Here is a 20,224-nt window from a genome sequence, read left to right on the forward strand (position 1 = left end):
GGAGAATGCTTCATATGATCTTTGCTTCAAGAGCGCTTGCAACGCTCGTTCTTGCTGTTTCCCTGTCCTGTCCGACGTTCGCCCAGGACACGAAAACCGTGCCACAATCGCGCACCGAAATGCAGCTTTCCTTCTCGCCGCTGGTCAAACAGACGGCAAATGCGGTCGTCAACGTCTATGCCGAGCGCGTCGTCGAGCGCCGCTCGGTCTTCTCCGGCGATCCCTTCTTCGAGGAGTTTTTCGGACAGCGCATGCCGAACCGCAGCGAGAAGCAATCGTCGCTCGGTTCCGGAGTGATCGTCGGCAAGAACGGCATCGTCGTCACCAACAACCACGTCATCGAAGGTGCCGACGATATCAAGGTCGCGCTGGCGGACGGCCGCGAATATCCGTGCAAGGTGGTGCTGAAAGATGACCGGCTTGATCTCGCGGTCTTGAAGATCCAGTCCGACGGCCCGTTCGACATCATCCCGATCGGCGATTCCGATGCGGTCGAGGTTGGCGATATCGTGCTGGCGATCGGCAATCCTTTCGGTGTCGGTCAGACGGTGACGAGCGGCATCGTGTCGGCGCTTGCCCGCAATCAGGTTTCATCCGGTGATTTCGGCTTCTTCATCCAGACGGACGCTGCCATCAACCCGGGCAACTCCGGCGGTGGCCTGATCGACATGAACGGCGCGCTCATCGGCATCAACACCGCGATCTTCTCCAAAGGCGGCGGCTCCAACGGAGTCGGTTTCGCGATCCCTGCCAACCTCGTGAAAGTCTTCGTCGCATCGGCCGAAGGCGGCAACGGCTCCTTCGTGCGGCCCTTCATCGGCGCATCCTTCGAACCGGTGACGTCGGAAGTCGCCGAAGCGCTCGGCCTTCAGCGTGCCCGCGGCGCGCTGGTCACCGCTGTTGTCGATGGCGGCCCGGCGGCAACCGCCGGCATCAAGCCGGGACAGGTGATCACCGCGGTCAACGGCATTGCGGTCGAACATCCTGACGCGCTCGGCTATCGCCTGACGACCGTCGGCATTGGCCATGAGGCCCGCGTGACCGTGTCTGAAAACGGCAAGCCGCACGATGTCAGCATCAAGCTCGACCGCGCGCCCGAAACGTCGCCCCGCGACGAGCGTCTGATCGAGGGCCGCAATCCGTTTGCCGGGGCGGTCGTCGCCAACCTCTCGCCGCGATTGGCGGAGGAACTTCGCATGTCCACATCGCTGCAGGGGGTTGTCGTCACCCAGATCAATCGCGGCTCGCCTGCCGCTCGGATCGGGCTTGCTCCCAAGGATATCATTCGCTCCGTCAATGGCGCGGCGATCGACAGTTCGAAGACGCTGGAAAGCGTCATGGCCGACAGTGCCTCCTTCTGGCGTGTCGAGATCGAGCGTGACGGTCAGATCATCCGCCAGTTTTTCCGATGAGCGATCTTTTCTCGTCCTCCGAGCCACCGGAAATGACGTCGGCAAGGCCGCTTGCTGACCGGCTGCGTCCGCGCACGCTTGCGGATGTCACCGGTCAGGAGCACCTGACCGGTGAGGACGGCGTGCTGACGCGCATGATCGCGTCAGGGTCGCTTGGATCGATGATCTTCTGGGGACCACCGGGAACCGGCAAGACGACCGTGGCCCGGTTGCTGTCGGGCGAGGCGGGGCTGGCCTTCGAGCAGATCTCGGCGATCTTTTCCGGCGTCGCCGATCTCAAGAAGGTGTTCGAAGCGGCGCGGGCGCGGCGGATGTCGGGCCGGCAAACCCTGCTCTTCGTCGATGAGATCCATCGCTTCAATCGCGCCCAGCAGGACAGTTTCCTGCCGGTGATGGAAGACGGCACGGTGATCCTGGTGGGGGCAACGACCGAAAATCCGTCCTTCGAGCTCAATGCCGCTCTCCTGTCGCGCGCCCGCGTACTGACGTTCAAGCCGCATGGCGAGGAAAGCCTCCAGGAGCTGTTGAAGCGCGCGGAGGAAACGGAGGGCAAGCCCTTGCCGCTCGACGCGGATGCGCGGGCAAGCCTGATCCGCATGGCCGATGGCGACGGCCGGGCATCGCTGACGCTTGCCGAGGAAGTCTGGCGCGCGGCGAGGGCCAACGAGATTTTCGATGTCGAAGCGCTGCAGCGGATCGTTCAACGGCGCGCGCCCGTCTACGACAAGGGGCAGGACGGCCACTACAACCTGATCTCGGCCCTGCACAAGTCAGTGCGCGGTTCGGATCCGGACGCAGCCCTTTATTATCTCTGCCGGATGTTCGATGCCGGCGAGGATCCTCTCTATCTTGGCCGCCGGCTCGTGCGCATGGCGGTGGAGGATATCGGCCTTGCCGATCCGCAGGCGCTTGCGATCTGCAATGCCGCCAAGGACGCTTATGATTACCTCGGCTCGCCGGAAGGCGAACTCGCACTCGCCCAGGCTTGCGTCTATCTCGCCACCGCGCCGAAATCGAATGGTGTCTACATGGCCTACAAGGCGGCGATGCGGGCTGCCAAGGAAAACGGGTCGCTGCTGCCGCCGAAGCACATTCTCAATGCGCCGACCAAACTGATGAAGGGCGAGGGTTACGGCGACGGTTATCGCTACGACCACGACGAGCCCGATGCGTTCTCGGGCCAGGACTATTTCCCGGAGAAGATGGGCCGCCGAACCTTCTACGATCCGCCGGAGCGCGGTTTCGAGCGCGAGATCCGCAAGCGACTGGAGTGGTGGGCGAAGCTGCGCCGGGAACGCAGCTGATCGCGCGTCCGGTTGCCGTTGCCGGAACAGGCGGCGCGTTCTCGCCGCGACGGCCGGAGCCTTGCCGGCGGTGCAGGGCTGATTTGCCCGGCGATATCTTGCTGCCGTCCGCAAAGCGTGAGATAGAGACGGCGATGCAGACGGCTGCACGGTCTTGACGCTTTCGACACCGAACATCCGCGGGGACGGCCTCGCTCCATAGTTTAGGAGTTTGAAATGGCCTGGTTAATCCTCTTTCTCGCTGGCATCCTCGAAATCGGCTGGGCGATCGGTCTCAAATATACCGAAGGTTTCACGCGGCTGACGCCGACGATCCTGACCGTCGGTTCGATGATCGTCAGCATTGCCCTGCTGGGTCTGGCCGTCAGAACACTGCCGCTCGGCACGGCCTACGCCGTCTGGACCGGCATCGGCACCGTCGGTACCGTCATTCTCGGCATCGTTCTTTTCGCCGAGCCGGCCACTTTTGTCCGCCTCGGTTGCATCGCGCTGATCGTTGCCGGTATTGCCGGGCTGAAGCTCTCCGCTTAACGCTGAGTCAGAAACCTCTCGCAAGAAGAGCTTTCTTCCGCAAAGTGTTTCGACGCGCCGCTATCGCAGCGCGTCGAGTACATCAGTTGCCGCCTGCATTTCCTGCCAGCGAAGTTCGCGGCGCTTGAACGCTTCCTCGTCCGTTCCCCAATGCTCGATCTGCCAGTCCTCGTCGACATGGGCGGCGGTCCAGGCTTGTTCGGCCGTCAGCCGCCCGGATGCGAAGGCGACCGCAAGCAGGGCCGAGCCTGTCAGGGTGGTGATCGTATGCACGCAGGTGAGGCCGAGCGGTGTCGCAAAGGCGCGCAGACCCTCGGCATAGGCGGTGATCGCTTCCGCCGGCTGTTCCTGGTGGATGATGCCTTCGGCCAGAATGAATCGGGCGCCCAGCGACTGTGCTGCCCATTCAAGCACCGGGTTCCAGATCGCGTTCTGTCGCCCGACGAGCCCTTCCGGGCTGTCGGCTCGGTAGCAGATAAGGTCGGTCCCGGCGAAGCGCAGGATGTCCTCGAAAACCGAGCGCTGGTCCTTGGCCACGCCGTCGAGCGCGGTGTTGGCGATCCGTGTAATCGGCATTTTCGCGGGGTCGATGACCTCGGCCTGAGCGTCCCATTCCGCTGCCAGCATTTCAGCAAGCTTGAGGGTCGGGACGGCCAGTGGATTCTTAGCCGGCGTGCGGACAGGCCGGCCGTCGAGGAGGACGCTGTGGCCGCCATCATCCGATGCGCCGATGCTGACGTCCTTGTAGAAGCGCTTCGGCAGCGGCTTCAGCATCTGGATCTGTGCGCGCCGGACCGGGTCCTCGTGGCTGAGCGCACCGATGAGTTCATCGCGAATATCAGGCATGATACTGTTCCATCCACTCAATGATGTCGGCCGGCGTGCGAGCGATGTAATCGGCGCCGGCCTCGACGAGGTCGGGCACGCTGGCATAGCCCCAGGCAACGCCGATGCCGGCAGCACCTGCGGCCTTTGCCATCTGCATATCATAAATCGCATCGCCGATGACTACGGTATCCCTTGGATCGATGCCGGCTTCCGAGCAACATTCGGTCACCATGGCCGGATGCGGCTTGGAAGGGCAATCGTCGGCGGTGCGCGACACGAAGAACATCCGGTCGAAGCCGTGCGTCTCGGCAATATGCGTCAGGCCGCGGCGCGATTTTCCGGTGACCGCGCCGATCAGCAGTTCGTCGCGAACGGACAGCGTCCGCATCATCGCTGCGATGCCCGGAAACAAGAGCTCCTGAAAGCCCGCTTCGGCGCGAACGCCGGCAAAAATCGACTTGTAGTGCGCCGTCATCGCCAATGCCTGATCGTCGACATGGTCGCGTCCGAGCAGACGGGCGATGGCGATATCGAGCGTCAGGCCGATGATACCCTTGGTCGCTGACAGGTCGGGTCGTGCGAGGTCGAAGTCTTCGAACGTGCGGGCCATCACTTCATGGATGAGGCCGCCGCTGTCGACCAGCGTGCCGTCGCAATCGAAAAGCGCCAGTTTCATCAGTCGTCCTCGCCAGGCTCGTTCTCTTCGAAGCCAAGCAGGTTCCAGCTCTGGACCATGTGCGGCGGCAGCGGCGCCGTCACCCGCAGGCGACCGCCGTCCGGGTGGGGAATGTCGATGTGGCGGGCGTGCAGGTGCAGGCGGTTCTGCATGCCACCCGGCAGGCTCCAGTTGATATCGGCGTCGAAATACTTGGGGTCGCCAAGGATCGGGTGGCCGATGTGCAGGGCATGCACGCGCAGCTGATGGGTACGGCCGGTATAGGGCTCCATCTCCAGCCAGGCGAGGTTTTGTGCTGCCTGCTCGCGAATGCGATAATAGGAAATCGCGTGATCGGCGCCGTCTTCGCCATGCTTGGCGATGCGCATCCGGTCGCCGTCCGGCGTCTGCTCCTTCACCAGCCAGGTCGAGATGCGGTCTTCGCGCTTGCGCGGAACGCCCTTGACCAGGGCCCAGTAGGTCTTCTTGGTGTCGCGCTCGCGGAAGGCGGCCGTCAGCTTCTGCGCGGCGCCACGCGTGCGGGCGATCACGAGCACGCCTGAAGTGTCGCGGTCGAGACGATGGACGAGACGGGGCTTTTCGCCACGCTGGTTGGTCCAGGCCTCAAGCATCTTGTCGATGTGACGATTGACGCCCGATCCGCCCTGGACGGCAAGCCCGGCTGGCTTGTTCAGTACGATGACCTTTGCGTCCTCGTGCAGGACCATGCGCGACAGCAGTTCGCCATCGGGCGAGTGACGAAGGTCACGCCCGGCGATCGGACCCGTCTTCACCTCTTTCGCGTCGACGTTAAGGGGAGGGATGCGGACAGTCTGGCCGGGCTGCAGGCGCGTGTCGGACTTGACACGGCCGCCATCGACACGGATCTGGCCCGAGCGCAGCAGCTTCTGCAGCGGACCGAAACCCAGCCCGGGAAAATGTACCTTGAACCAGCGATCGAGGCGCATGCCTGCCTCGTCGCCGTCCACCTGCTTGTGTTCTATGCCTGCCATCTCAGCGAACCTGCTTCCTGTTCTTTAGAGGCAGCCTTTAGACCATTGCGCGCATCAGGGCCAGCCCGGCAAAGACTGCAAGGATCGAAAGCACGACGCTTGCTGCGATATAGGTGATGGCAAGGACGGTATCGCCGCGCTCGAACAACGTGATCGCATCCAGCGAAAAGGCCGAAAACGTTGTATACCCACCGAGCACGCCTGTTATCAGGAACAATCGCATGTCCGCCGAAGCGCCGAACTTGCGCATGATCAACTCGGCGAGCAGGCCGATCAGGAACGAGCCGGTGATGTTGACGCCGAGCGTTCCCCATGGAAAGCCCGGCCCAAACCGCTGAAGCGTCCAGAGACCGATGAGATAGCGGGCCATCGATCCGATGGCGCCGCCGGCACCGACAAGCAGAAGGTTGGACATTGGAGGCTCCCGCAATCTCGCTTGGATCAGGCCAGCCGTTCGGCATGCCACTTCAGATGATCGTCCATGAAGGTTGAGATGAAGTAATAGGAGTGATCGTAGCGCTCATGCATGCGCAAGGTCAGGCCGATGCCGGTATCCTTGATCGCCTCCTCGAAGAGCCATGGCCTGAGGCCATTCTCGAGGAAACTGTCGGCCTTGCCCTGGTCGATCAGGAATTCCGGGAAGCGTGCGCCATCCTTGACGAGCGCGCAGGCATCGTACTGGCGCCAGGCGGCCTTGTCCTCGCCGAGATATTTTTCGAAGGCGCCGATCGACCAGTCCGCTGTCGACGGCTCGACGATCGGTGCGAAGGCCGAGCAACTGCGGAAGCGCTCCGGGTTCTTGAGCGCGACGGTCATGGCGCCGTGGCCGCCCATCGAATGGCCGAAAATGCCTTGCCGGCTCATGTCGATGCGGAAGTGCTGGCTGACGAAGGCCGGCAGTTCCTCGGTGATATAGCTGTACATGCGGTAGTGTTCGGCCCAGGGCGTCTGCGTGGCGTCCAGATAGAAGCCGGCGCCCTTGCCCATCTGCCAATTGGTGAGTTCGTCCGGCACCTCGGTTCCGCGCGGGCTCGTGTCGGGGCAGACGACGATCAGCCCCAGCTCGGCCGCCATGCGACGATACTCACCCTTTTCCATGACATTGGCATGGGTGCAGGTGAGGCCGGAGAGATACCAGAGCACCGGCCGAGGCTCCTTGATCGCCTGCGGCGGCACGAAGACGGCGAAGGTCATCTCGCCCTTGCAGGCGTCGGATTCGTGCGAGAACACACCCTGCATGCCGCCAAAGGCGGTGTTCTGGGAAAGGACTTTCATCAAATGCTCCTTGAATAGTGCGGGATCAGCCGGCGAGCTGCACGGCCGCATTCACGGCGGCGGCGACAAGCACGGTGTTGAAGAAGAAGGACACGATGGCGTGCATCAGGTTGATGCGCCGCATCGCGGTGCTGGTGATGGCGACATCCGACGTCTGGGCCGTCATGCCGATCACGAAGGAAAAATAGAGAAAATCGTAGCCGCCCGGCTCCGGCGTCTCGGGAAAGTCGAGCCCGCGCTGCGGGGCGGGTGCCTGCGCGCTTTCATCAGGCACCCAATAGACGTGGGCATAGTGCATGGCCGCCATCACATGGATGGTCGCCCAGCCGAGAACGACGGATGCAAAGGCCAGGCCCAACTCGAGCGTCGGTCCCTTGCTTTCGCCATTCAGCGCGAAGAACAGCGACACCAAAGCCGTGGCGGCAGCGCCGAAGGTGACGAGAAAGATGACGGCTTCGGGTTCGTCGGTATTTCGCGCATGCGTTTTCAAGTGCTTGCCGGTCATCATCCGGAGCCTTCGGCCACTCATGACGAGGTAGATGCAGAAGAACGTGATCGCTGCCGCCTCGAGCATGTAGCTTGGCGCGCAGAACCAAGTGATCGGCAGGCTTAGCAGGGCGCACAGCGATGCGGTGTAAAACGGCCAGTGCCTGAGCCTTGTCGTCGCTGTCATCGAGATGCCCTTGCGATCCCTGGTGGATTGCTGCTGCGCTTCACTTTTTCGTCTGGCGTGCGAGTCGGTCAAGTGTCTCGAGGAAGGTCGAGCGGTCGCGCGGGGTGAAAGCGGCATTGTAGCCCTTGCTTTCGCCGGTTTCGCGCAGGTGCTGGCCCAGGTCGCGCATGGCAGACGCCATGCCGATATTGGCCTTGTCGAAGACGCGGCCGGAGGGACCTGTGACAAGCGCCCCGGCAGCGACGCAGCGCACCGCCAGCGGTACGTCGGCGGTGACGACGATATCGCCCTCATGCGCGCGTTCGGCGATCCAGTCATCGGCGGCGTCGAAACTCGAAGACACGATGACGTTATGGACCATCGGGTCGCGCGACGGCCTGAGGCCCGAATTGGCAACGAAGGTCACCTCGAAGCCGTGGCGCTCGGCCACCTTCAGCACTTCCGCCTTCACCGGGCAGGCATCGGCATCGACATAGATCATCTTGAATCAACTTCTGAACGGGACTGAAAAAGCGCCGGAATACAATCGATTCCGGCGCCTTCCTGAATCGGATTACGAAGCAATTCCAGGAAAAGCGCGAAACGGTCTTCCGCCCGGAATTGTTCAGGTGGCGCTTAGTAGAGAACGACCGAGCGGATGCTTTCACCCGAATGCATCAACTCGAAACCCTTGTTGATGTCTTCGAGCGGCATGGTGTGGGTGATCATCGGATCGATCTCGATCTTGCCCTCCATGTACCAGTCGACGATCTTCGGCACGTCGGTGCGGCCACGCGCGCCGCCGAAGGCCGTGCCCATCCAGCTGCGGCCGGTGACAAGCTGGAACGGACGGGTCGAGATCTCCTGGCCGGCGCCGGCAACGCCGATGACGACAGATTTGCCCCAGCCGCGATGCGAGGCTTCGAGCGCCTGACGCATCACCTTGGTGTTGCCCGTGCAGTCGAAGGTGTAGTCGGCGCCGCCGATCTGGTCGGCGCCACGCTTCGTCATGTTGACGAGGTAGGCCACGATGTCGTCGCCGACTTCCTTCGGGTTGACGAAATGGGTCATGCCGAAGCGTTCGCCCCAGGCCTTCTTGTCGTTGTTGAGATCGACGCCGATGATCATGTCGGCGCCGGCAAGCCGCAGGCCCTGGATGACGTTGAGGCCGATGCCGCCGAGACCGAAGACGATCGCCGTTGCACCCATCTCGACCTTGGCCGTGTTGATGACGGCGCCGATGCCGGTGGTGACGCCACAGCCGATGTAGCAGATCTTGTCGAACGGCGCGTCCGGATTGACCTTAGCAACCGCGATCTCCGGCAGAACCGTGTAATTGGCGAAGGTGGAGCAGCCCATGTAGTGATGGATCTTGTCCTTGCCGATCGAGAAGCGCGAGGTGCCATCCGGCATCAGGCCTTGCCCTTGCGTCGAGCGGATCGCGGTGCACAGGTTCGTCTTGCGCGACAGGCACGACGGGCAGGAGCGGCATTCCGGCGTGTAGAGCGGAATGACATGATCGCCCTTCTTCACCGACGTGACGCCTGGGCCGACATCGACGACGATACCGGCACCCTCATGGCCGAGGATCGCCGGGAACAGGCCTTCGGGATCGGCACCCGACAGCGTGAAATCGTCGGTGTGGCAGATGCCGGTCGCCTTGACCTCGATCAGCACCTCGCCGGCCCGCGGGCCTTCGAGCTGAACGGTCATCACTTCCAGCGGCTTGCCTGCCTGAACGGCAACGGCGGCGCGTACATCCATGAATAAGTCTCCCTTGGAATAACAATGATTTCGGGCGGCATCGGCGCATCGGCCAATGCCGCCCGTTGGAATCGGCAATGGACTAACGAACAGTCTGTTGGACGCGATTGAGTTCCATCTCAAGTGCGGCGATGGCCTTGCCGGTCTGTTCGTGCAATTTCTTGACGAGCGCGAGCTGTTCGCGAAGGTTTTCACCCGAAGCGCTCTTCGTCTCGTCATCAGGCGCGCGGCCCATGCCGGCGATGAGCCATGCCGGTGTTACGCCAAGCACGCCGGCAAGCATGAACAGGCGGTTGGTGCGCGGCTCCGCCCGATCCCGTTCCCAGGCGGCGACCGTTTCCACCCGGACGCCGAGCTGATCGGCGAGATCCTTGGTCGAAAGATTGGCCGCGTCGCGCGCGCGCCAGATGCGTCCGCCCAGCGTATCTCCGTCGCCGGTGTCGCGCAGGCGGGCAATCATCGTTTCGGTGGACAAGCGCATGGATATCTCCTTTGCCGCGGTCACGTTCAAAGGTCCCGGATTGTGGCGGAGAAGGGAAGCGCTTCTCCTCCGGGGCGGAAGATGAAGTGAGCTTATAGGCATTCGGCCCATCGCGGACCACCCCGGAGCGGCAAAAACACGGTCAAAAGCGGCTCGGGCCATGAAAAGCGCCCTTTCGCGTCGTGCCCGCATGCGTTGAAAAGCGCTGCGAACGTTCTAATGTGGCGAAGCCAAATCGGAACAGAGCCATGACCGCGCCAGTATCGTCAGCAGCCACGCCCCAGAACACGGTGATGCAGGGCGTCGCCATTATGCTCTTTGCGATGGTGATCCTGCCCGGCATGGACGTGATTGCCAAGTACATGGCCGTCGTCGAGGGCATGGCGCCGGCGCAGGTGACGTTCTATCGCTTCTTCTTCCAGCTGGTCGCGACGCTGCCTTTGCTCCTGACGATGGGGGGTATGCGGGCGCTACGCCCGAAGCGCCTTTGGCTTAACTTGCTGCGCGGGGTGCTTTTGGCGGCGGCGGCCCTGTTTTTCTTCATTTCGGTAAAATACATGCCGCTCGCCGATGTGTTCGCGATCTATTTCGTCGAACCGTTCATCCTGACATGCCTGTCGGCGCTGATCCTGCGCGAGCGGGTCGACTGGCGTCGCTGGCTGGCGATCGCCGTCGGCTTTGCCGGTGCGATGATCGTCATCCAGCCGAGCTTCGCCGCCTTCGGTGCAACAGCGTTGCTGCCGGTCGCCTGCGCGACTGTCTTTGCGTTCTATCTTCTGTTGAACCGCGCGGTCGGCACGGCCGACAGCCCGCTGACGATGCAGACGATTGCCGGCGTCGGCGGAACGCTGTTCATGGTCGGGGTCATCGCCATCGGCGACGGCATGGGCGTCGCGGACTTCGAGCCGTCGCTGCCGCAGACTGCGCTCGGCTGGGTGCTCGTCGTCATCCTCGGTGCGCTTTCCGGCTACGGTCACCTACTGGTGGTCAAGGCATTCCAGGCCGCGCCGGTTTCGCTGCTGGCGCCGTTCGCCTATTTCGAGATCGTCACGGCGACAGCGCTCGGCTACCTTATTTTCGGGGATTTCCCGTCATTGTCGAAATGGCTGGGCATTGCGATCATCGTGGTGTCGGGGCTCTTCATGATCTGGCGGGAGCGTCAGGCGGGTGAGTGCGTCAGCGAAGCGCCCTGATTCCCTCACAGCGGTGCGCTCAGGCCTCGTCGTTGCGGGTCGGACCGAACACGGTCTCGAATGCTTCGCGCAGGCGCATGTCCACATCCGGCACCATGACCGGCAGGCCGAGGTCGACGAGGCTGGTCACGCCATAGCCGCGGATGCCGCAAGGCACGATGCCGCCGAAATGATCGAGATCCGGGTCGACGTTGAGCGAGAAGCCGTGAAAGCTCACCCAGCGACGAAGGCGGATGCCGATCGCCGCGATCTTGTCTTCGGCCGGCGATCCGTCGGGAAGCGATGGCTTCTCCGGCCGGCGCACCCAGACGCCGACGCGATCTTCCCGGCGTTCGCCCTTCACGTTCATCGAACAGAGCGTCGAGATGATGACGCTTTCGAGTGCGGCGACGAAGGCGCGCACATCCTGCTTTCGGCGTTTGAGATCCAGCATGACGTAGACGACCCGCTGGCCGGGACCGTGATAGGTGTATTCGCCACCGCGGCCGGTCGCAAACACCGGGAAGCGATCGGGCATGACCAGGTCGGCTGCGTCGGCGCTGGTGCCCGCAGTATAAAGTGGCGGATGCTCCACCAGCCAGACAAGTTCGTCGGCGGTGCCGGCTGCAATGGCCGCCGCTTCACGCTCCATTGTCTCGATTGCCTGTGGATAATCGACGAGGTGAGGGGCGATCCGCCACCGAACCGGGTGTGATTCTGGCGGGGCAAACATGTCCTGGGTCAGATTTTCGCGCTGCATTTCCGTCTGCATTCCTATTTTGACGCTCTGTACATGGGGCGGCACACGACAAGAGTCCAGCGTTTGCAGGGTGTCGCTAGGAGCCTGTTGAAATAGTTTCTTTTCGCGTCAAATTTCTGTCGCCTTGCCCTTGTGCACCCCAGGGGCTTTTGCTACATGCAGCCCCGCCGGAGCAATTCGGCGCCTACCACGATGCGGTCGTGGCGGAATTGGTAGACGCGCAGCGTTGAGGTCGCTGTGGGGCAACCCGTGGAAGTTCGAGTCTTCTCGACCGCACCAAAGAAAACCTGCTTCGGCAGGTTTTTTTGTTTTTATCCTTATAGTTAGCTTCGAGCGCGTCGCGGTCTGTCGTTATGGCGCTTTGCGTTTCTTGCCCTTGTGTACCTCAGGGGCTTTTGCTACATGCAGCCGCGCCGGAGCAATTCGGTGCCTACCACGATGCGGTCGTGGCGGAATTGGTAGACGCGCAGCGTTGAGGTCGCTGTGGGGCAACCCGTGGAAGTTCGAGTCTTCTCGACCGCACCAAAGAAAACCTGCTTCGGCAGGTTTTTTTGTTTTTATCCATATAGTTGCCTCTGGAAGAGCGTTACCTGCGGGTGATGCGCGCTTCCCTGATCGCGCCTTTCGGGCAAGCGCTCACCTTGCCAACGCCCCCCGGCTTGGGCAATTTCCACATGTCCAATTGGATGATCGAGGTGATATGGAGCTTTTGCTGATCACGGGGCCGGCAGGCGTGGGAAAATCCACGCTATCATGGGAGCTGAGCGCGCAACTCGCCGCGGCAAACGTCGCCCATGCTGTGGTCGAAAGCGACGAACTCGACCGGGTGTTCCCAAAGCCCACCTTGGATGAACTGGATCGAATCCAGCCGGGGACTGTCGATGTGAGCAGCCTCAACCTCGCCGCCATCTGGTCGGTCTACCGGAGGCTGGGGCATTCGCGGCTGATCATGTCCGGCGTGATGATGCATCATCGCCACGATCGTCGGTGGATCCTTGCGGCCATACCAGACGCCCAAATCACCGTTGTCCGCCTGAGGGCGAGCGAAACAGCCCTGTTCGAACGTCTGGCGCAACGCGAGATCGGTGCGGGCGCAAAGGCGCAGGCGGAACGATCGCTTCATCAGGCGCGCCGCATGGCCGCCGAGGATACCGACGGCCTGATCGTCGTGCCGACCGACGGCAAGCGCCCGTCGGAGTTGGTGGAAAACAACCTCGCCGGGATCGGCTGGCTGCCTGCCCATGTGCAGCCGGGTTAACCGGTTCTCTGCCGCCAAGGCTCAATTCACCCTGAGGACGTTGGCGCGCACAGTGTGCTCGATGCCTTTCAGCGAAAGCAGGCGAGCTTCCGCGTCACCCAGAATTTCCGGCACTTGGTCGGCGGTCTCCGCCGACACAAGGATCTCGCCGGCAGCTGCCTGGGATTCGAGCCGCGCTGCCAGATTGACGGTGCCGCCGATCGCGGTGAAGTCACTGCGGAAGCTCGAGAATTCGCCAACCTCCACATCTCCGCTGTGGATGCCGATGCCCACGCCGAGTGTATGATCGGCCACGCCATCTTCGCCCAGTTTTGCCCCCAGAGCGCTTGCGTGAGCGCGCTGCATGTCCATCGCTGCGCTGACGGCCGCGCGTGCATGGTCCTTTATCGCGATCGGAAAATTGAAAATCGCCATCAGCCCATCGCCCATCTGCTTGTTGACGATGCCGTCATGTGCCCAGACAGCCTGAGCGCAGCGATCCTGGAACAGGCTGACGATGTCGCTGAGTTCAAGCGCCCCGATTCGTCCCGACAGCTGCGTGAACCCGCGCATGTCGGCAAACAGGATGGTGGCTCGGGTGGTGATGTGGCGCTGCTTCTTGACGTAGCGAAAGGAGCGCTCGCAGATCGTGCAGATGTTCGGGTTCATCTTGCTGCGTGTAATCCCGAAGGCGCGAAAGGGCAGGGCCAGTGCACCGCGGATCGGGATTGGCACACGCATCTGATCCCAGCAACCCCGACAGATGCTGGCGCCGTGTTGGGTTGGCACGAGGGATGTGGCTGTCGTCATGCCCTGCAATCCCGTCCGGCGGGCGAGACCCTATTGTCGCGCGCCGGCAATTGTCCAACAATCGGGCGCTGTTGGCAACGCATGGGATGGGCCGAACGATAGTGCAAACTGTGTATCGCCGGGCTCCCGATTGTCGAGAGGGAAGCCGCTCACCGACCTGAGGCCTGCAGCCGCTCGCATCGCAACGATGTAGGGCAATTGTCGATCAACGTCAGATCCATCCACAGCACAGGCAATGCGCCTCACCGGCCCGTGCGAACGCGCACGCGCTGTTCAGACAGAAAATTGCGCTGCCAGGCGGCGATTACTTCACGGTTCCGTCCGGTGAGACCTGCTGCGTCGGCACACCGACGCCAGAGCCTGCGACCGGATCGATATCTTTCGGTGCCGATACGCGACCCTGCTTGCCCTCAATGCTGCCGGTCTGTTCCGGCGACGGCTGCGGGTCGACCTGATCGACGGCCGTTGTGCGCTCCGTATCATTGCGCCCGCCCCAGATTTCCGCGCCACCCCAGGCCAGCAATGTCAGAAACAATCCGGCGCCGAGAATAGCCAGCACACGCACCCCAAGAGACCCCTGGCGGCTTTCGTTCGCCGAGAAATGGTGCCGGTCCGCATCATGGGTTTCCGAGATGGGATCGCCGCGTTCATCCACAACCTTGTTCATTGGATGACCTCCGTTGTTGTCTTCATCATAAACGGGGTTTGATCTGCAATGTTCCGTCGTTTGACGTGGTGGTCCGCGGGATAGCAAAAAGCCGAAGCGCTGCCGCACAGGCGCTCCGGCTTTCCTATCACTGTCGTCGCAAGCGGTGTTCAGTTTGGCGGCCAGGTATCGACCACGTCGCGGCGCACAAGCTTGTAGGTGTGGTCCGGTTGGACTTCGTAGGCTTCCGAGACCATGGCGCCTTCGTGCCGGAAGCGATTCTGGATCATCGTTCCCGGCGCTGCGATCGTCTTTCGGGTGGCGCCGGTTTCGCCATAGGTGAGGCTGCCCGGCAGCGGTTCAAGGTTGGGCGTCGTGCTGCTGCACCCTGAAAGCGCGAGAAGGGCGATGATGGCGACATGTGTCGGTCTCATGAAGTTTTCCTTGTTTGCAAACCTGCGTTCGAATTTCATTCGCTGCGCGATAGCGAGGTCGGGCGGCTCTGGAGGTTGATCCTGAGGCGCATGACCGCCAGCCGGTTCAGTCTCGCGCTGCTTCTCGCCATACCTTTTCGAATTTCTTGACGGCGCGATCGCGCTTCAGGCGCGACAGGCGCTGCGTCCAGAAGATGCCGTCGAGCTGGTCGATCTCGTGCTGAAGGCACACCGCCATCAAACCTTCGGCATCCTCCTCGACGGTGGTGCCGTCGAGCGTCTGGTAGCGAACGCGGATGGTGGCCGGGCGCTCGACCTCTTCAGAGATCCCGGGCATCGAAACGCTGCCCTCCGCGTGCCTGATCATCTCATTCGAACGGGAAAGGATCACCGGATTGACGAAGATGCGCACCCCGCTTTCCCGGTCGAGCTCGATCACCGTCAGCCGTTGCAACACGCCGATATGCGGCGCGGTGATGCCGATGCCCGGGGCGGCGCGCATTGTATCGAGAAGGTCGTCTGCAAGGGCCTGCAGGGCATCGTCGAACCGGTCGATCGGATCGGTCCGTCGGCTCAGCACAGGATCGGGAAAACGAACAATGGGTCGGATCGCCATCTGAAGCTCCTCGGCTGCGGCCGCATAGTGCTATCCGATCGCGCCGATGATGTCGACTGTGGGGGGATATCTGCGTTTCCCATGTATTTGCAACAGCTTGAATAAATCTGTTGCCACATCGCCGATGCGGGTGTCTGCGATGTGGACCTTGGCAAATCTTTGCGCTAGCAGGGCTGTAAGGCCCAATTCCCCGAAGAAAATGGGTCACACTACACCGTCAGTGATGTACGCTTTCCCAGGCCGCACTGGCCACCGGAAGGTTGGCAATCGTTTCGAGGGCGCGCTCATGAGCAATACCGGCGACGACGACCGCGGTTCCGACGATATCCCCGCCTATGACGGGGCCGACATCTATGCAGACGATGGCTCGGTGCGGTCCGATTTCCTGATGCATGTCGGCGCAGCCGTCGCCGACCGCGATACGATTTATCTGCGCCAGCACGTGGCCGGCTTGCACGCGTCGGAAATGGGCGACCTGCTCGAGGCGATCCAGCCGGATCAGCGACTGGCACTCGTCTCGCTGCTCGGCAAGGATTTCGACCTGTCGTCGCTGACCGAGGTCGATGAGGCGATCCGTCTCGACATCGTTGAACATTTGCCCAACGAGCAGATCGCCGAGGCGCTCGGCGAGATGGATTCGGACGACGCGGTCTACATCCTGGAGGATCTCGACCAGGAGGATCAGGACGAGATCCTGGCGAAATTGCCTTTTACCGAACGCGTCCGCTTACGCCGTTCGCTCGATTACCCCGAAAGCACAGCCGGCCGCCGCATGCAGACGGAGTTTGTCGCGGTGCCGCCCTTCTGGACCATTGGCCAGACGATCGACTACCTGCGCGAGGACGCCGAGCTTCCCGAAAGCTTCACGCAGATCTTCGTTATCGACCCGACGTTCAAGCTCGTGGGCGCGGTGGATCTCGACCAGGTGCTGCGCTCCAAGCGCTCCGTCAAGGTCGACGCCATCATGCGCGATACCAGCCATGCCATCCCAGCCGAAATGGACCAGGAAGAGGCGGCGCAACTCTTCGAACAATATGACCTTCTTTCCGCAGCCGTGGTCGACGATAACGGCCGGCTGGTCGGGGTGCTGACCATCGACGATGTCGTCGACGTCATCCAGGAGGAAGCGGAGGAAGACCTGCTGCGTCTGAGCGGCGTCGGCGACGAAGAGTTGTCGGACTCCGTCGCGGAAGCGTCCCGTTCACGCGTGCCGTGGCTGTTCATCAATTCGATGACGGCGTGCATCTCCGCCTCGGTCATCGGCATTTTCGACGCGACGATCCAGCAGATCGTCGCACTCGCCATTCTGATGCCGATCGTTGCGGGAATGGGGGGCAATGCCGGTTCGCAGACGATGACCGTGACCGTGCGGGCGCTTGCGACCCGCGGCCTCGATATTCACAACGCGCCGCGAATCATCCGGCGCGAAGCGGGCGTCGGCCTGCTCAACGGCATGATCTTCGGCACGCTGATCGGTCTCTTGGCCGGCCTCTGGTTTCAGGATCCGAATATCGGCGGGATCATCGCCACTGCGATGCTCATCAACATGATGGCCGCAGCCCTTGCCGGCATCATGGTTCCCTTGCTTCTGGAACGTTTTGGCGCAGATCCCGCGGTGTCGTCGGCCGTCTTCGTGACGGCGATTACCGACATTACCGGCTTCTCCAGCTTTCTCGGCATTGCCACCTGGTGGTTCCACGTTACCTGATGCCATCGGTTGTTTGACTTTTACGTCAAGGTCAACGATAGTGACTGTCAAGAAATCATGGAATGGCAGCGTGAATAAGTACTATAGCATTACCGAATTGACGCGGGAATTCGGGATCTCGACCCGGACGCTGCGGTTTTATGAGGACGAGGGCCTCATCCACCCGGAGCGTCGCGGTCGAACCCGGATGTTTCGGCCCGCCGACCGCCGCCTGATCCAGGAAATTCTCCGGGGCCGGCGCATCGGCTTCACCATCGCCGAGATCCGCGAAATCATCCAGGTCTACAAGGATCCGCCAGGCGAACTCGGCCAGCTGCAATTGCTGATGAGCCGTGTCGAGGCCAAGCGCGAAGAGTTGCGCCAGAAGCGCAAGGACATCGAGGACACGCTGACTGAACTCGACAATGTCGAGGAGGCGTGCCTGACGCGTCTCGCCGAGATCGGCGTCGGCACCTGACGCTGTTTAAGCACAGGCAAGGATTGAGAAAGGCGGCTTGGCCGCCTTTTTTGTTGCCGTCTTCTAGACGGCGATCAGATCCAGCGGCTCGTGTGCCGGCAATAGCGCTCGAACTCGAAGCCGAAGCGCGATAGCAGGTGCCGCTCCTCGTTGCGGACGGCAAGGATGGTGGTCAAAATGACTGCGGCAACAGCCATGATGAAGAACCATGGATTGAGCGCGATGAGGCCGAAGCCGATCATCATCAGCGTGTAGCCAAGGTAGATCGGGTTGCGGGTAAAGCGGAACGGCCCGTAGGTCACGAGGCAGGTGGCGCATCGATAAGGCATCACTGCCGTATGCCTGTCCAGGAGCGTCTTGACCGCCCAAAGATCGAGCCAGATGGCGGCCGTGACCAGAACGCCTCCTGAAATCCAGGGGAACCAGCCATGGCTATGCGCGACGGGAATGGGCGAGTGGCGCGCCAGCAGCACGGCTGCAAGCGTGGCGGCGGCGTAGAGCAGGGCCGGCCATGGGAAACTCAGCGGCTTGGCACGGTAGGCATTCATGTCCTAGTCCCCTGGTTGCACGTCCATTGTGCATTGGCCGGCGATTCGCGCAATGCGTTCATCCGTGTTCACGTTGATCTTTCCGCTGTTCAGATCGTCGAACAGGTTCTGTTGCACCAGACGGTCGAGCGTGCAGCCGCAGAAGGCGTCGCACGGCACGGCGGGATTGCCACGGCTGCAGGCCTCCACGCAGTTGGTCCTGTAGGCTTGCTTTGGATCCGGCAGTGTCGGCGGTGAGATCAGCGAGAAGAGATAGACCAGTCCGATGAGCAGCGGCTGGTGGAGGAGGTATATGGCCAGACTGTGACGGCCGCCGAAGACGAGCGCCTTCGTCCACAGGCGTGTCTTTCCGTCTCCATCCGGACGCCGTGAAAGCGCCGCGACAAGCCGGTTGTGCAGCAGTTTCGCGGTGCCGAGACCAAGCAGGAAGGGCGCGAGCCAGGGCAGCAGGGGCACATAGTCGTTCGATCGCGGGATCGTTTCGGAAAGGCCGACCCACCATAGTGCAGGCATGTCGAAAACGGCCGAGCGCAGATATAGCGGAGCGGCGAAGGCGGCGGCGGCGGCGATGAACGAGACGATCGCCGGAAGCGGCAGGAACAGAAGGCCGACCAGGCTGGCCGCTGCAATCGAATGCAGGATCCCGAAGAAGATGAACGTGTTCGGGAAGGCGAACCAGGTGGCGACACTGATCAATGCGGCCGCGCCGGCGATCTTGGCGAAGCGACGCAGGAAGGCGTCGAAACGAACCTTCGGGCGTTGTCCGAGCACGAGGCTGTAGCCGGCGAGAAACAGGAAGCTGCTGGCGATCAGCCGGGCAAACATCTTCCACCCACCGGTTCCGGCGGTTCCGGCTGCAACGTAGCCGAAGAACTCCAGATCCCAGACGAAATGGTAAAGTGCCATGGCGACGAGTGCCAGGCCGCGCAGCACATCGATGAAGACGAGCCGGCGACGGGTGCCTGTCGTGGGCTGCGGTTCAGCGGTCGAGGTGATGTTGGTATCGGACATGGTGTTCGCCATCCTGTTGGCGCGAATGAGACTGGCAGATCAGGCTTGCGCCAGACCGGCCTTGATTTCGCTGGAAGCGCGAGTGCTGCGCCGAGCCTCGCTCATCAAAAGAGGAGGGGGCGTCGCAGTGGCCGTTATCGGGCGCTGTCTTCCAGAAGCGCTGCCCGTGCCTCGGAAAAAAACTGCCGTCGGGTCAGAACGAAGATGACGAAGATTGTCAGGCCGACGAAGGCATAGGGGCTGATGAACCAGCCGAGGTAGCCGATCGACAGGAAGATTGCCCTGAGGCCGGCATTGAAGTGCTTGGCTGCAAGGACGTTCATGCGCACGGCCCGCTCGGCCGCAACCTCTGCACCGTGCCGGTCGCGGACCATGTCCGCCGTCATCGGGATGCCGCCCATGAGAATGGAGCAGTAGTTGAACAGGCGATAGGACCAGCCGAACTTGAAGAACGAATAGCCGAACAGGCAGGTCAGCCCGGCGACCTTCAGCTCGAAGGCGGTTCGCCCGCCGTGAAAGACATAGGGCATGTCGGCGAAAATCATCTGCGCCTGCTCGGTTGCACCCAGGAGCGCAAAACACCCGCCGAGCGCGAAGATCGTCGTCGAGGCGAAGAACGCCGTGCCGGCCTGCAGCCCGGCAATGATCTGCGTGTCGATCATCTTCAGGTCGCGGTTGAGCGAATTGCGAATCCACCGGCCGCGATGTTCGTTCATCAGCCGCGTGAGACTGATGCGTTTGAAGCCGCGAGTCCCGTCGGTCGCCCAGCTGAAGCCCGCCCAAAGCAGGATGAACACGAAAAGTGCTATGTAATCTTCGAAGGTCATACACGTGTTTTTGGCATGGCTTTTGGAAATTGCAAGGTCGCGGCACCTGTGAAGAATCGGGCCTACATCAACTAGTGTGATGA

The 20,224-nt window shown here is 62.1% G+C and carries 24 protein-coding genes and 2 tRNA genes; 9 read left to right on the top strand and 17 right to left on the bottom strand.

Translation table 11 applies throughout. From position 1 onward, the window contains the following. Positions 1–14: 14 nt before the first annotated feature. The 3 genes from RTP54_RS07060 (at position 15) to sugE (ending at position 3,247) form a co-directional block, all read left to right on the top strand. A complete protein-coding gene (locus tag RTP54_RS07060) occupies positions 15–1,412 on the top strand; it encodes a DegQ family serine endoprotease (RefSeq protein WP_112818506.1) in 1,398 nt (465 codons plus the stop codon). After that, complete coding sequence (locus RTP54_RS07065; RefSeq protein ID WP_112818507.1) at positions 1,409–2,716, top strand: replication-associated recombination protein A; 1,308 nt, start codon at positions 1,409–1,411, stop codon at positions 2,714–2,716. The genes RTP54_RS07060 and RTP54_RS07065 overlap by 4 nt, the downstream gene beginning before the upstream one ends. Positions 2,717–2,932: 216 nt before the next feature. Then, the gene (gene sugE / locus RTP54_RS07070; RefSeq protein WP_112811818.1) at positions 2,933–3,247 is read left to right on the top strand and encodes a quaternary ammonium compound efflux SMR transporter SugE; all 315 of its coding nucleotides are present in this window, start codon (positions 2,933–2,935) and stop codon (positions 3,245–3,247) included. A gap of 60 nt (positions 3,248–3,307) precedes the next feature. Here sugE and RTP54_RS07075 read toward each other — a convergent pair whose 3' ends face one another. The 9 genes from RTP54_RS07075 to RTP54_RS07115 all read right to left on the bottom strand — a co-directional run bounded on the left by RTP54_RS07075 (position 3,308) and on the right by RTP54_RS07115 (position 9,915). Beyond that, positions 3,308–4,093 (bottom strand): ATP12 family chaperone protein, encoded by a 786-nt coding sequence (locus RTP54_RS07075; RefSeq protein ID WP_112811817.1) that lies wholly within the window; start codon positions 4,091–4,093, stop codon positions 3,308–3,310. After that, positions 4,086–4,751, bottom strand: coding sequence for an HAD-IA family hydrolase (locus RTP54_RS07080; protein WP_312361684.1), 666 nt, complete (start codon positions 4,749–4,751; stop codon positions 4,086–4,088). The genes RTP54_RS07075 and RTP54_RS07080 overlap by 8 nt, the downstream gene beginning before the upstream one ends. Further along, positions 4,751–5,743, bottom strand: a complete 993-nt coding sequence (locus tag RTP54_RS07085) for an RluA family pseudouridine synthase (protein WP_077498410.1) — start codon at positions 5,741–5,743, stop codon at positions 4,751–4,753. Before RTP54_RS07085 ends, RTP54_RS07080 begins: the two co-directional genes overlap by 1 nt. Before the next feature lie 37 nt (positions 5,744–5,780). Further along, positions 5,781–6,158 carry a fluoride efflux transporter CrcB gene (gene crcB / locus RTP54_RS07090; protein ID WP_112811815.1) on the bottom strand — a complete coding sequence of 126 codons (378 nt, stop codon included), beginning with the start codon at positions 6,156–6,158 and terminating at the stop codon, positions 5,781–5,783. 26 nt (positions 6,159–6,184) lie between these two features. Beyond that, on the bottom strand, positions 6,185–7,018 hold the full coding sequence (fghA, locus tag RTP54_RS07095; RefSeq protein ID WP_312361685.1) for an S-formylglutathione hydrolase: 834 nt from the start codon (positions 7,016–7,018) through the stop codon (positions 6,185–6,187). A gap of 25 nt (positions 7,019–7,043) precedes the next feature. Beyond that, the gene (locus RTP54_RS07100; RefSeq protein WP_312361686.1) at positions 7,044–7,691 is read right to left on the bottom strand and encodes a DUF1345 domain-containing protein; all 648 of its coding nucleotides are present in this window, start codon (positions 7,689–7,691) and stop codon (positions 7,044–7,046) included. Positions 7,692–7,731: 40 nt separating this feature from the next. Further along, positions 7,732–8,172, bottom strand: a complete 441-nt coding sequence (locus RTP54_RS07105; protein WP_112811812.1) for a YaiI/YqxD family protein — start codon at positions 8,170–8,172, stop codon at positions 7,732–7,734. 134 nt (positions 8,173–8,306) lie between these two features. Continuing rightward, a complete protein-coding gene (locus RTP54_RS07110) occupies positions 8,307–9,434 on the bottom strand; it encodes an S-(hydroxymethyl)glutathione dehydrogenase/class III alcohol dehydrogenase (protein WP_312361687.1) in 1,128 nt (375 codons plus the stop codon). A gap of 82 nt (positions 9,435–9,516) precedes the next feature. Beyond that, positions 9,517–9,915, bottom strand: a complete 399-nt coding sequence (locus tag RTP54_RS07115) for a helix-turn-helix domain-containing protein (RefSeq protein WP_112809897.1) — start codon at positions 9,913–9,915, stop codon at positions 9,517–9,519. A 248-nt stretch (positions 9,916–10,163) separates the two neighbouring features. Between RTP54_RS07115 and RTP54_RS07120 the strand changes: the two genes are divergently transcribed. Then, a complete protein-coding gene (locus tag RTP54_RS07120) occupies positions 10,164–11,108 on the top strand; it encodes a DMT family transporter (RefSeq protein WP_312361688.1) in 945 nt (314 codons plus the stop codon). Positions 11,109–11,127: 19 nt separating this feature from the next. Here RTP54_RS07120 and lipB read toward each other — a convergent pair whose 3' ends face one another. After that, on the bottom strand, positions 11,128–11,847 hold the full coding sequence (lipB, locus tag RTP54_RS07125) for a lipoyl(octanoyl) transferase LipB (RefSeq protein ID WP_312361689.1): 720 nt from the start codon (positions 11,845–11,847) through the stop codon (positions 11,128–11,130). Positions 11,848–12,041: 194 nt separating this feature from the next. On the opposite strand from lipB, the gene RTP54_RS07130 reads away from it, so the two are divergent. From RTP54_RS07130 to RTP54_RS07140, 3 genes are all read left to right on the top strand, one after another. Then, positions 12,042–12,126 (top strand) — tRNA-Leu (locus tag RTP54_RS07130). Between the two features lie 161 nt (positions 12,127–12,287). Further along, positions 12,288–12,372, top strand: a tRNA-Leu gene (locus RTP54_RS07135). Between the two features lie 175 nt (positions 12,373–12,547). Continuing rightward, a complete protein-coding gene (locus RTP54_RS07140) occupies positions 12,548–13,105 on the top strand; it encodes an AAA family ATPase (RefSeq protein WP_312361690.1) in 558 nt (185 codons plus the stop codon). A 21-nt stretch (positions 13,106–13,126) separates the two neighbouring features. Here the strand turns inward: RTP54_RS07140 and RTP54_RS07145 are convergent, their stop codons facing one another. The 4 genes from RTP54_RS07145 to RTP54_RS07160 all read right to left on the bottom strand — a co-directional run bounded on the left by RTP54_RS07145 (position 13,127) and on the right by RTP54_RS07160 (position 15,590). Beyond that, a complete protein-coding gene (locus RTP54_RS07145; protein WP_312361691.1) occupies positions 13,127–13,894 on the bottom strand; it encodes an adenylate/guanylate cyclase domain-containing protein in 768 nt (255 codons plus the stop codon). A gap of 304 nt (positions 13,895–14,198) precedes the next feature. Next, on the bottom strand, positions 14,199–14,669 hold the full coding sequence (locus tag RTP54_RS07150) for a hypothetical protein (RefSeq protein WP_312361692.1): 471 nt from the start codon (positions 14,667–14,669) through the stop codon (positions 14,199–14,201). 41 nt (positions 14,670–14,710) lie between these two features. Then, the gene (locus RTP54_RS07155; protein WP_312361693.1) at positions 14,711–14,974 is read right to left on the bottom strand and encodes a hypothetical protein; all 264 of its coding nucleotides are present in this window, start codon (positions 14,972–14,974) and stop codon (positions 14,711–14,713) included. 106 nt (positions 14,975–15,080) lie between these two features. Further along, on the bottom strand, positions 15,081–15,590 hold the full coding sequence (locus tag RTP54_RS07160; RefSeq protein WP_312361694.1) for a peptide deformylase: 510 nt from the start codon (positions 15,588–15,590) through the stop codon (positions 15,081–15,083). A gap of 286 nt (positions 15,591–15,876) precedes the next feature. On the opposite strand from RTP54_RS07160, the gene mgtE reads away from it, so the two are divergent. Both mgtE and RTP54_RS07170 read left to right on the top strand, forming a co-directional pair. Then, positions 15,877–17,298, top strand: coding sequence for a magnesium transporter (gene mgtE, locus RTP54_RS07165; protein ID WP_112809877.1), 1,422 nt, complete (start codon positions 15,877–15,879; stop codon positions 17,296–17,298). Positions 17,299–17,368: 70 nt separating this feature from the next. After that, positions 17,369–17,755, top strand: a complete 387-nt coding sequence (locus tag RTP54_RS07170) for a MerR family transcriptional regulator (protein ID WP_025426710.1) — start codon at positions 17,369–17,371, stop codon at positions 17,753–17,755. A 74-nt stretch (positions 17,756–17,829) separates the two neighbouring features. On the opposite strand, the gene RTP54_RS07175 is transcribed toward RTP54_RS07170, so the two are convergent. From RTP54_RS07175 to RTP54_RS07185, 3 genes are all read right to left on the bottom strand, one after another. Beyond that, positions 17,830–18,303, bottom strand: coding sequence for a methyltransferase family protein (locus RTP54_RS07175; RefSeq protein WP_112809876.1), 474 nt, complete (start codon positions 18,301–18,303; stop codon positions 17,830–17,832). A 3-nt stretch (positions 18,304–18,306) separates the two neighbouring features. Further along, on the bottom strand, positions 18,307–19,314 hold the full coding sequence (locus RTP54_RS07180) for a DUF1624 domain-containing protein (protein WP_312361698.1): 1,008 nt from the start codon (positions 19,312–19,314) through the stop codon (positions 18,307–18,309). Positions 19,315–19,448: 134 nt separating this feature from the next. Next, positions 19,449–20,141, bottom strand: coding sequence for a DUF599 domain-containing protein (locus tag RTP54_RS07185; RefSeq protein ID WP_112809874.1), 693 nt, complete (start codon positions 20,139–20,141; stop codon positions 19,449–19,451). Positions 20,142–20,224: the final 83 nt, after the last annotated feature.

This window comes from Ensifer sp., assembly GCF_031989085.1.
Lineage (GTDB): Bacteria > Pseudomonadota > Alphaproteobacteria > Rhizobiales > Rhizobiaceae > Ensifer.

Bases quoted from the DNA above. Each gene is read 5' to 3' on its own strand.
- RTP54_RS07100 (WP_312361686.1), bottom strand. From the start codon at position 7,691: ATGACAGCGACGACAAGGCTCAGGCACTGGCCGTTTTACACCGCATCG.
- RTP54_RS07115 (WP_112809897.1), bottom strand. From the start codon at position 9,915: ATGCGCTTGTCCACCGAAACGATGATTGCCCGCCTGCGCGACACCGGC.
- RTP54_RS07060 (WP_112818506.1), top strand. From the start codon at position 15: ATGATCTTTGCTTCAAGAGCGCTTGCAACGCTCGTTCTTGCTGTTTCC.
- RTP54_RS07080 (WP_312361684.1), bottom strand. From the start codon at position 4,751: ATGAAACTGGCGCTTTTCGATTGCGACGGCACGCTGGTCGACAGCGGC.
- RTP54_RS07085 (WP_077498410.1), bottom strand. From the start codon at position 5,743: ATGGCAGGCATAGAACACAAGCAGGTGGACGGCGACGAGGCAGGCATG.
- RTP54_RS07120 (WP_312361688.1), top strand. From the start codon at position 10,164: ATGACCGCGCCAGTATCGTCAGCAGCCACGCCCCAGAACACGGTGATG.
- RTP54_RS07110 (WP_312361687.1), bottom strand. From the start codon at position 9,434: ATGGATGTACGCGCCGCCGTTGCCGTTCAGGCAGGCAAGCCGCTGGAA.
- RTP54_RS07065 (WP_112818507.1), top strand. From the start codon at position 1,409: ATGAGCGATCTTTTCTCGTCCTCCGAGCCACCGGAAATGACGTCGGCA.
- lipB (WP_312361689.1), bottom strand. From the start codon at position 11,847: ATGCAGCGCGAAAATCTGACCCAGGACATGTTTGCCCCGCCAGAATCA.
- RTP54_RS07145 (WP_312361691.1), bottom strand. From the start codon at position 13,894: ATGACGACAGCCACATCCCTCGTGCCAACCCAACACGGCGCCAGCATC.
- RTP54_RS07180 (WP_312361698.1), bottom strand. From the start codon at position 19,314: ATGTCCGATACCAACATCACCTCGACCGCTGAACCGCAGCCCACGACA.
- crcB (WP_112811815.1), bottom strand. From the start codon at position 6,158: ATGTCCAACCTTCTGCTTGTCGGTGCCGGCGGCGCCATCGGATCGATG.
- RTP54_RS07140 (WP_312361690.1), top strand. From the start codon at position 12,548: ATGGAGCTTTTGCTGATCACGGGGCCGGCAGGCGTGGGAAAATCCACG.
- RTP54_RS07185 (WP_112809874.1), bottom strand. From the start codon at position 20,141: ATGACCTTCGAAGATTACATAGCACTTTTCGTGTTCATCCTGCTTTGG.
- sugE (WP_112811818.1), top strand. From the start codon at position 2,933: ATGGCCTGGTTAATCCTCTTTCTCGCTGGCATCCTCGAAATCGGCTGG.
- mgtE (WP_112809877.1), top strand. From the start codon at position 15,877: ATGAGCAATACCGGCGACGACGACCGCGGTTCCGACGATATCCCCGCC.
- RTP54_RS07075 (WP_112811817.1), bottom strand. From the start codon at position 4,093: ATGCCTGATATTCGCGATGAACTCATCGGTGCGCTCAGCCACGAGGAC.
- RTP54_RS07155 (WP_312361693.1), bottom strand. From the start codon at position 14,974: ATGAGACCGACACATGTCGCCATCATCGCCCTTCTCGCGCTTTCAGGG.
- fghA (WP_312361685.1), bottom strand. From the start codon at position 7,018: ATGAAAGTCCTTTCCCAGAACACCGCCTTTGGCGGCATGCAGGGTGTG.
- RTP54_RS07175 (WP_112809876.1), bottom strand. From the start codon at position 18,303: ATGAATGCCTACCGTGCCAAGCCGCTGAGTTTCCCATGGCCGGCCCTG.
- RTP54_RS07160 (WP_312361694.1), bottom strand. From the start codon at position 15,590: ATGGCGATCCGACCCATTGTTCGTTTTCCCGATCCTGTGCTGAGCCGA.
- RTP54_RS07105 (WP_112811812.1), bottom strand. From the start codon at position 8,172: ATGATCTATGTCGATGCCGATGCCTGCCCGGTGAAGGCGGAAGTGCTG.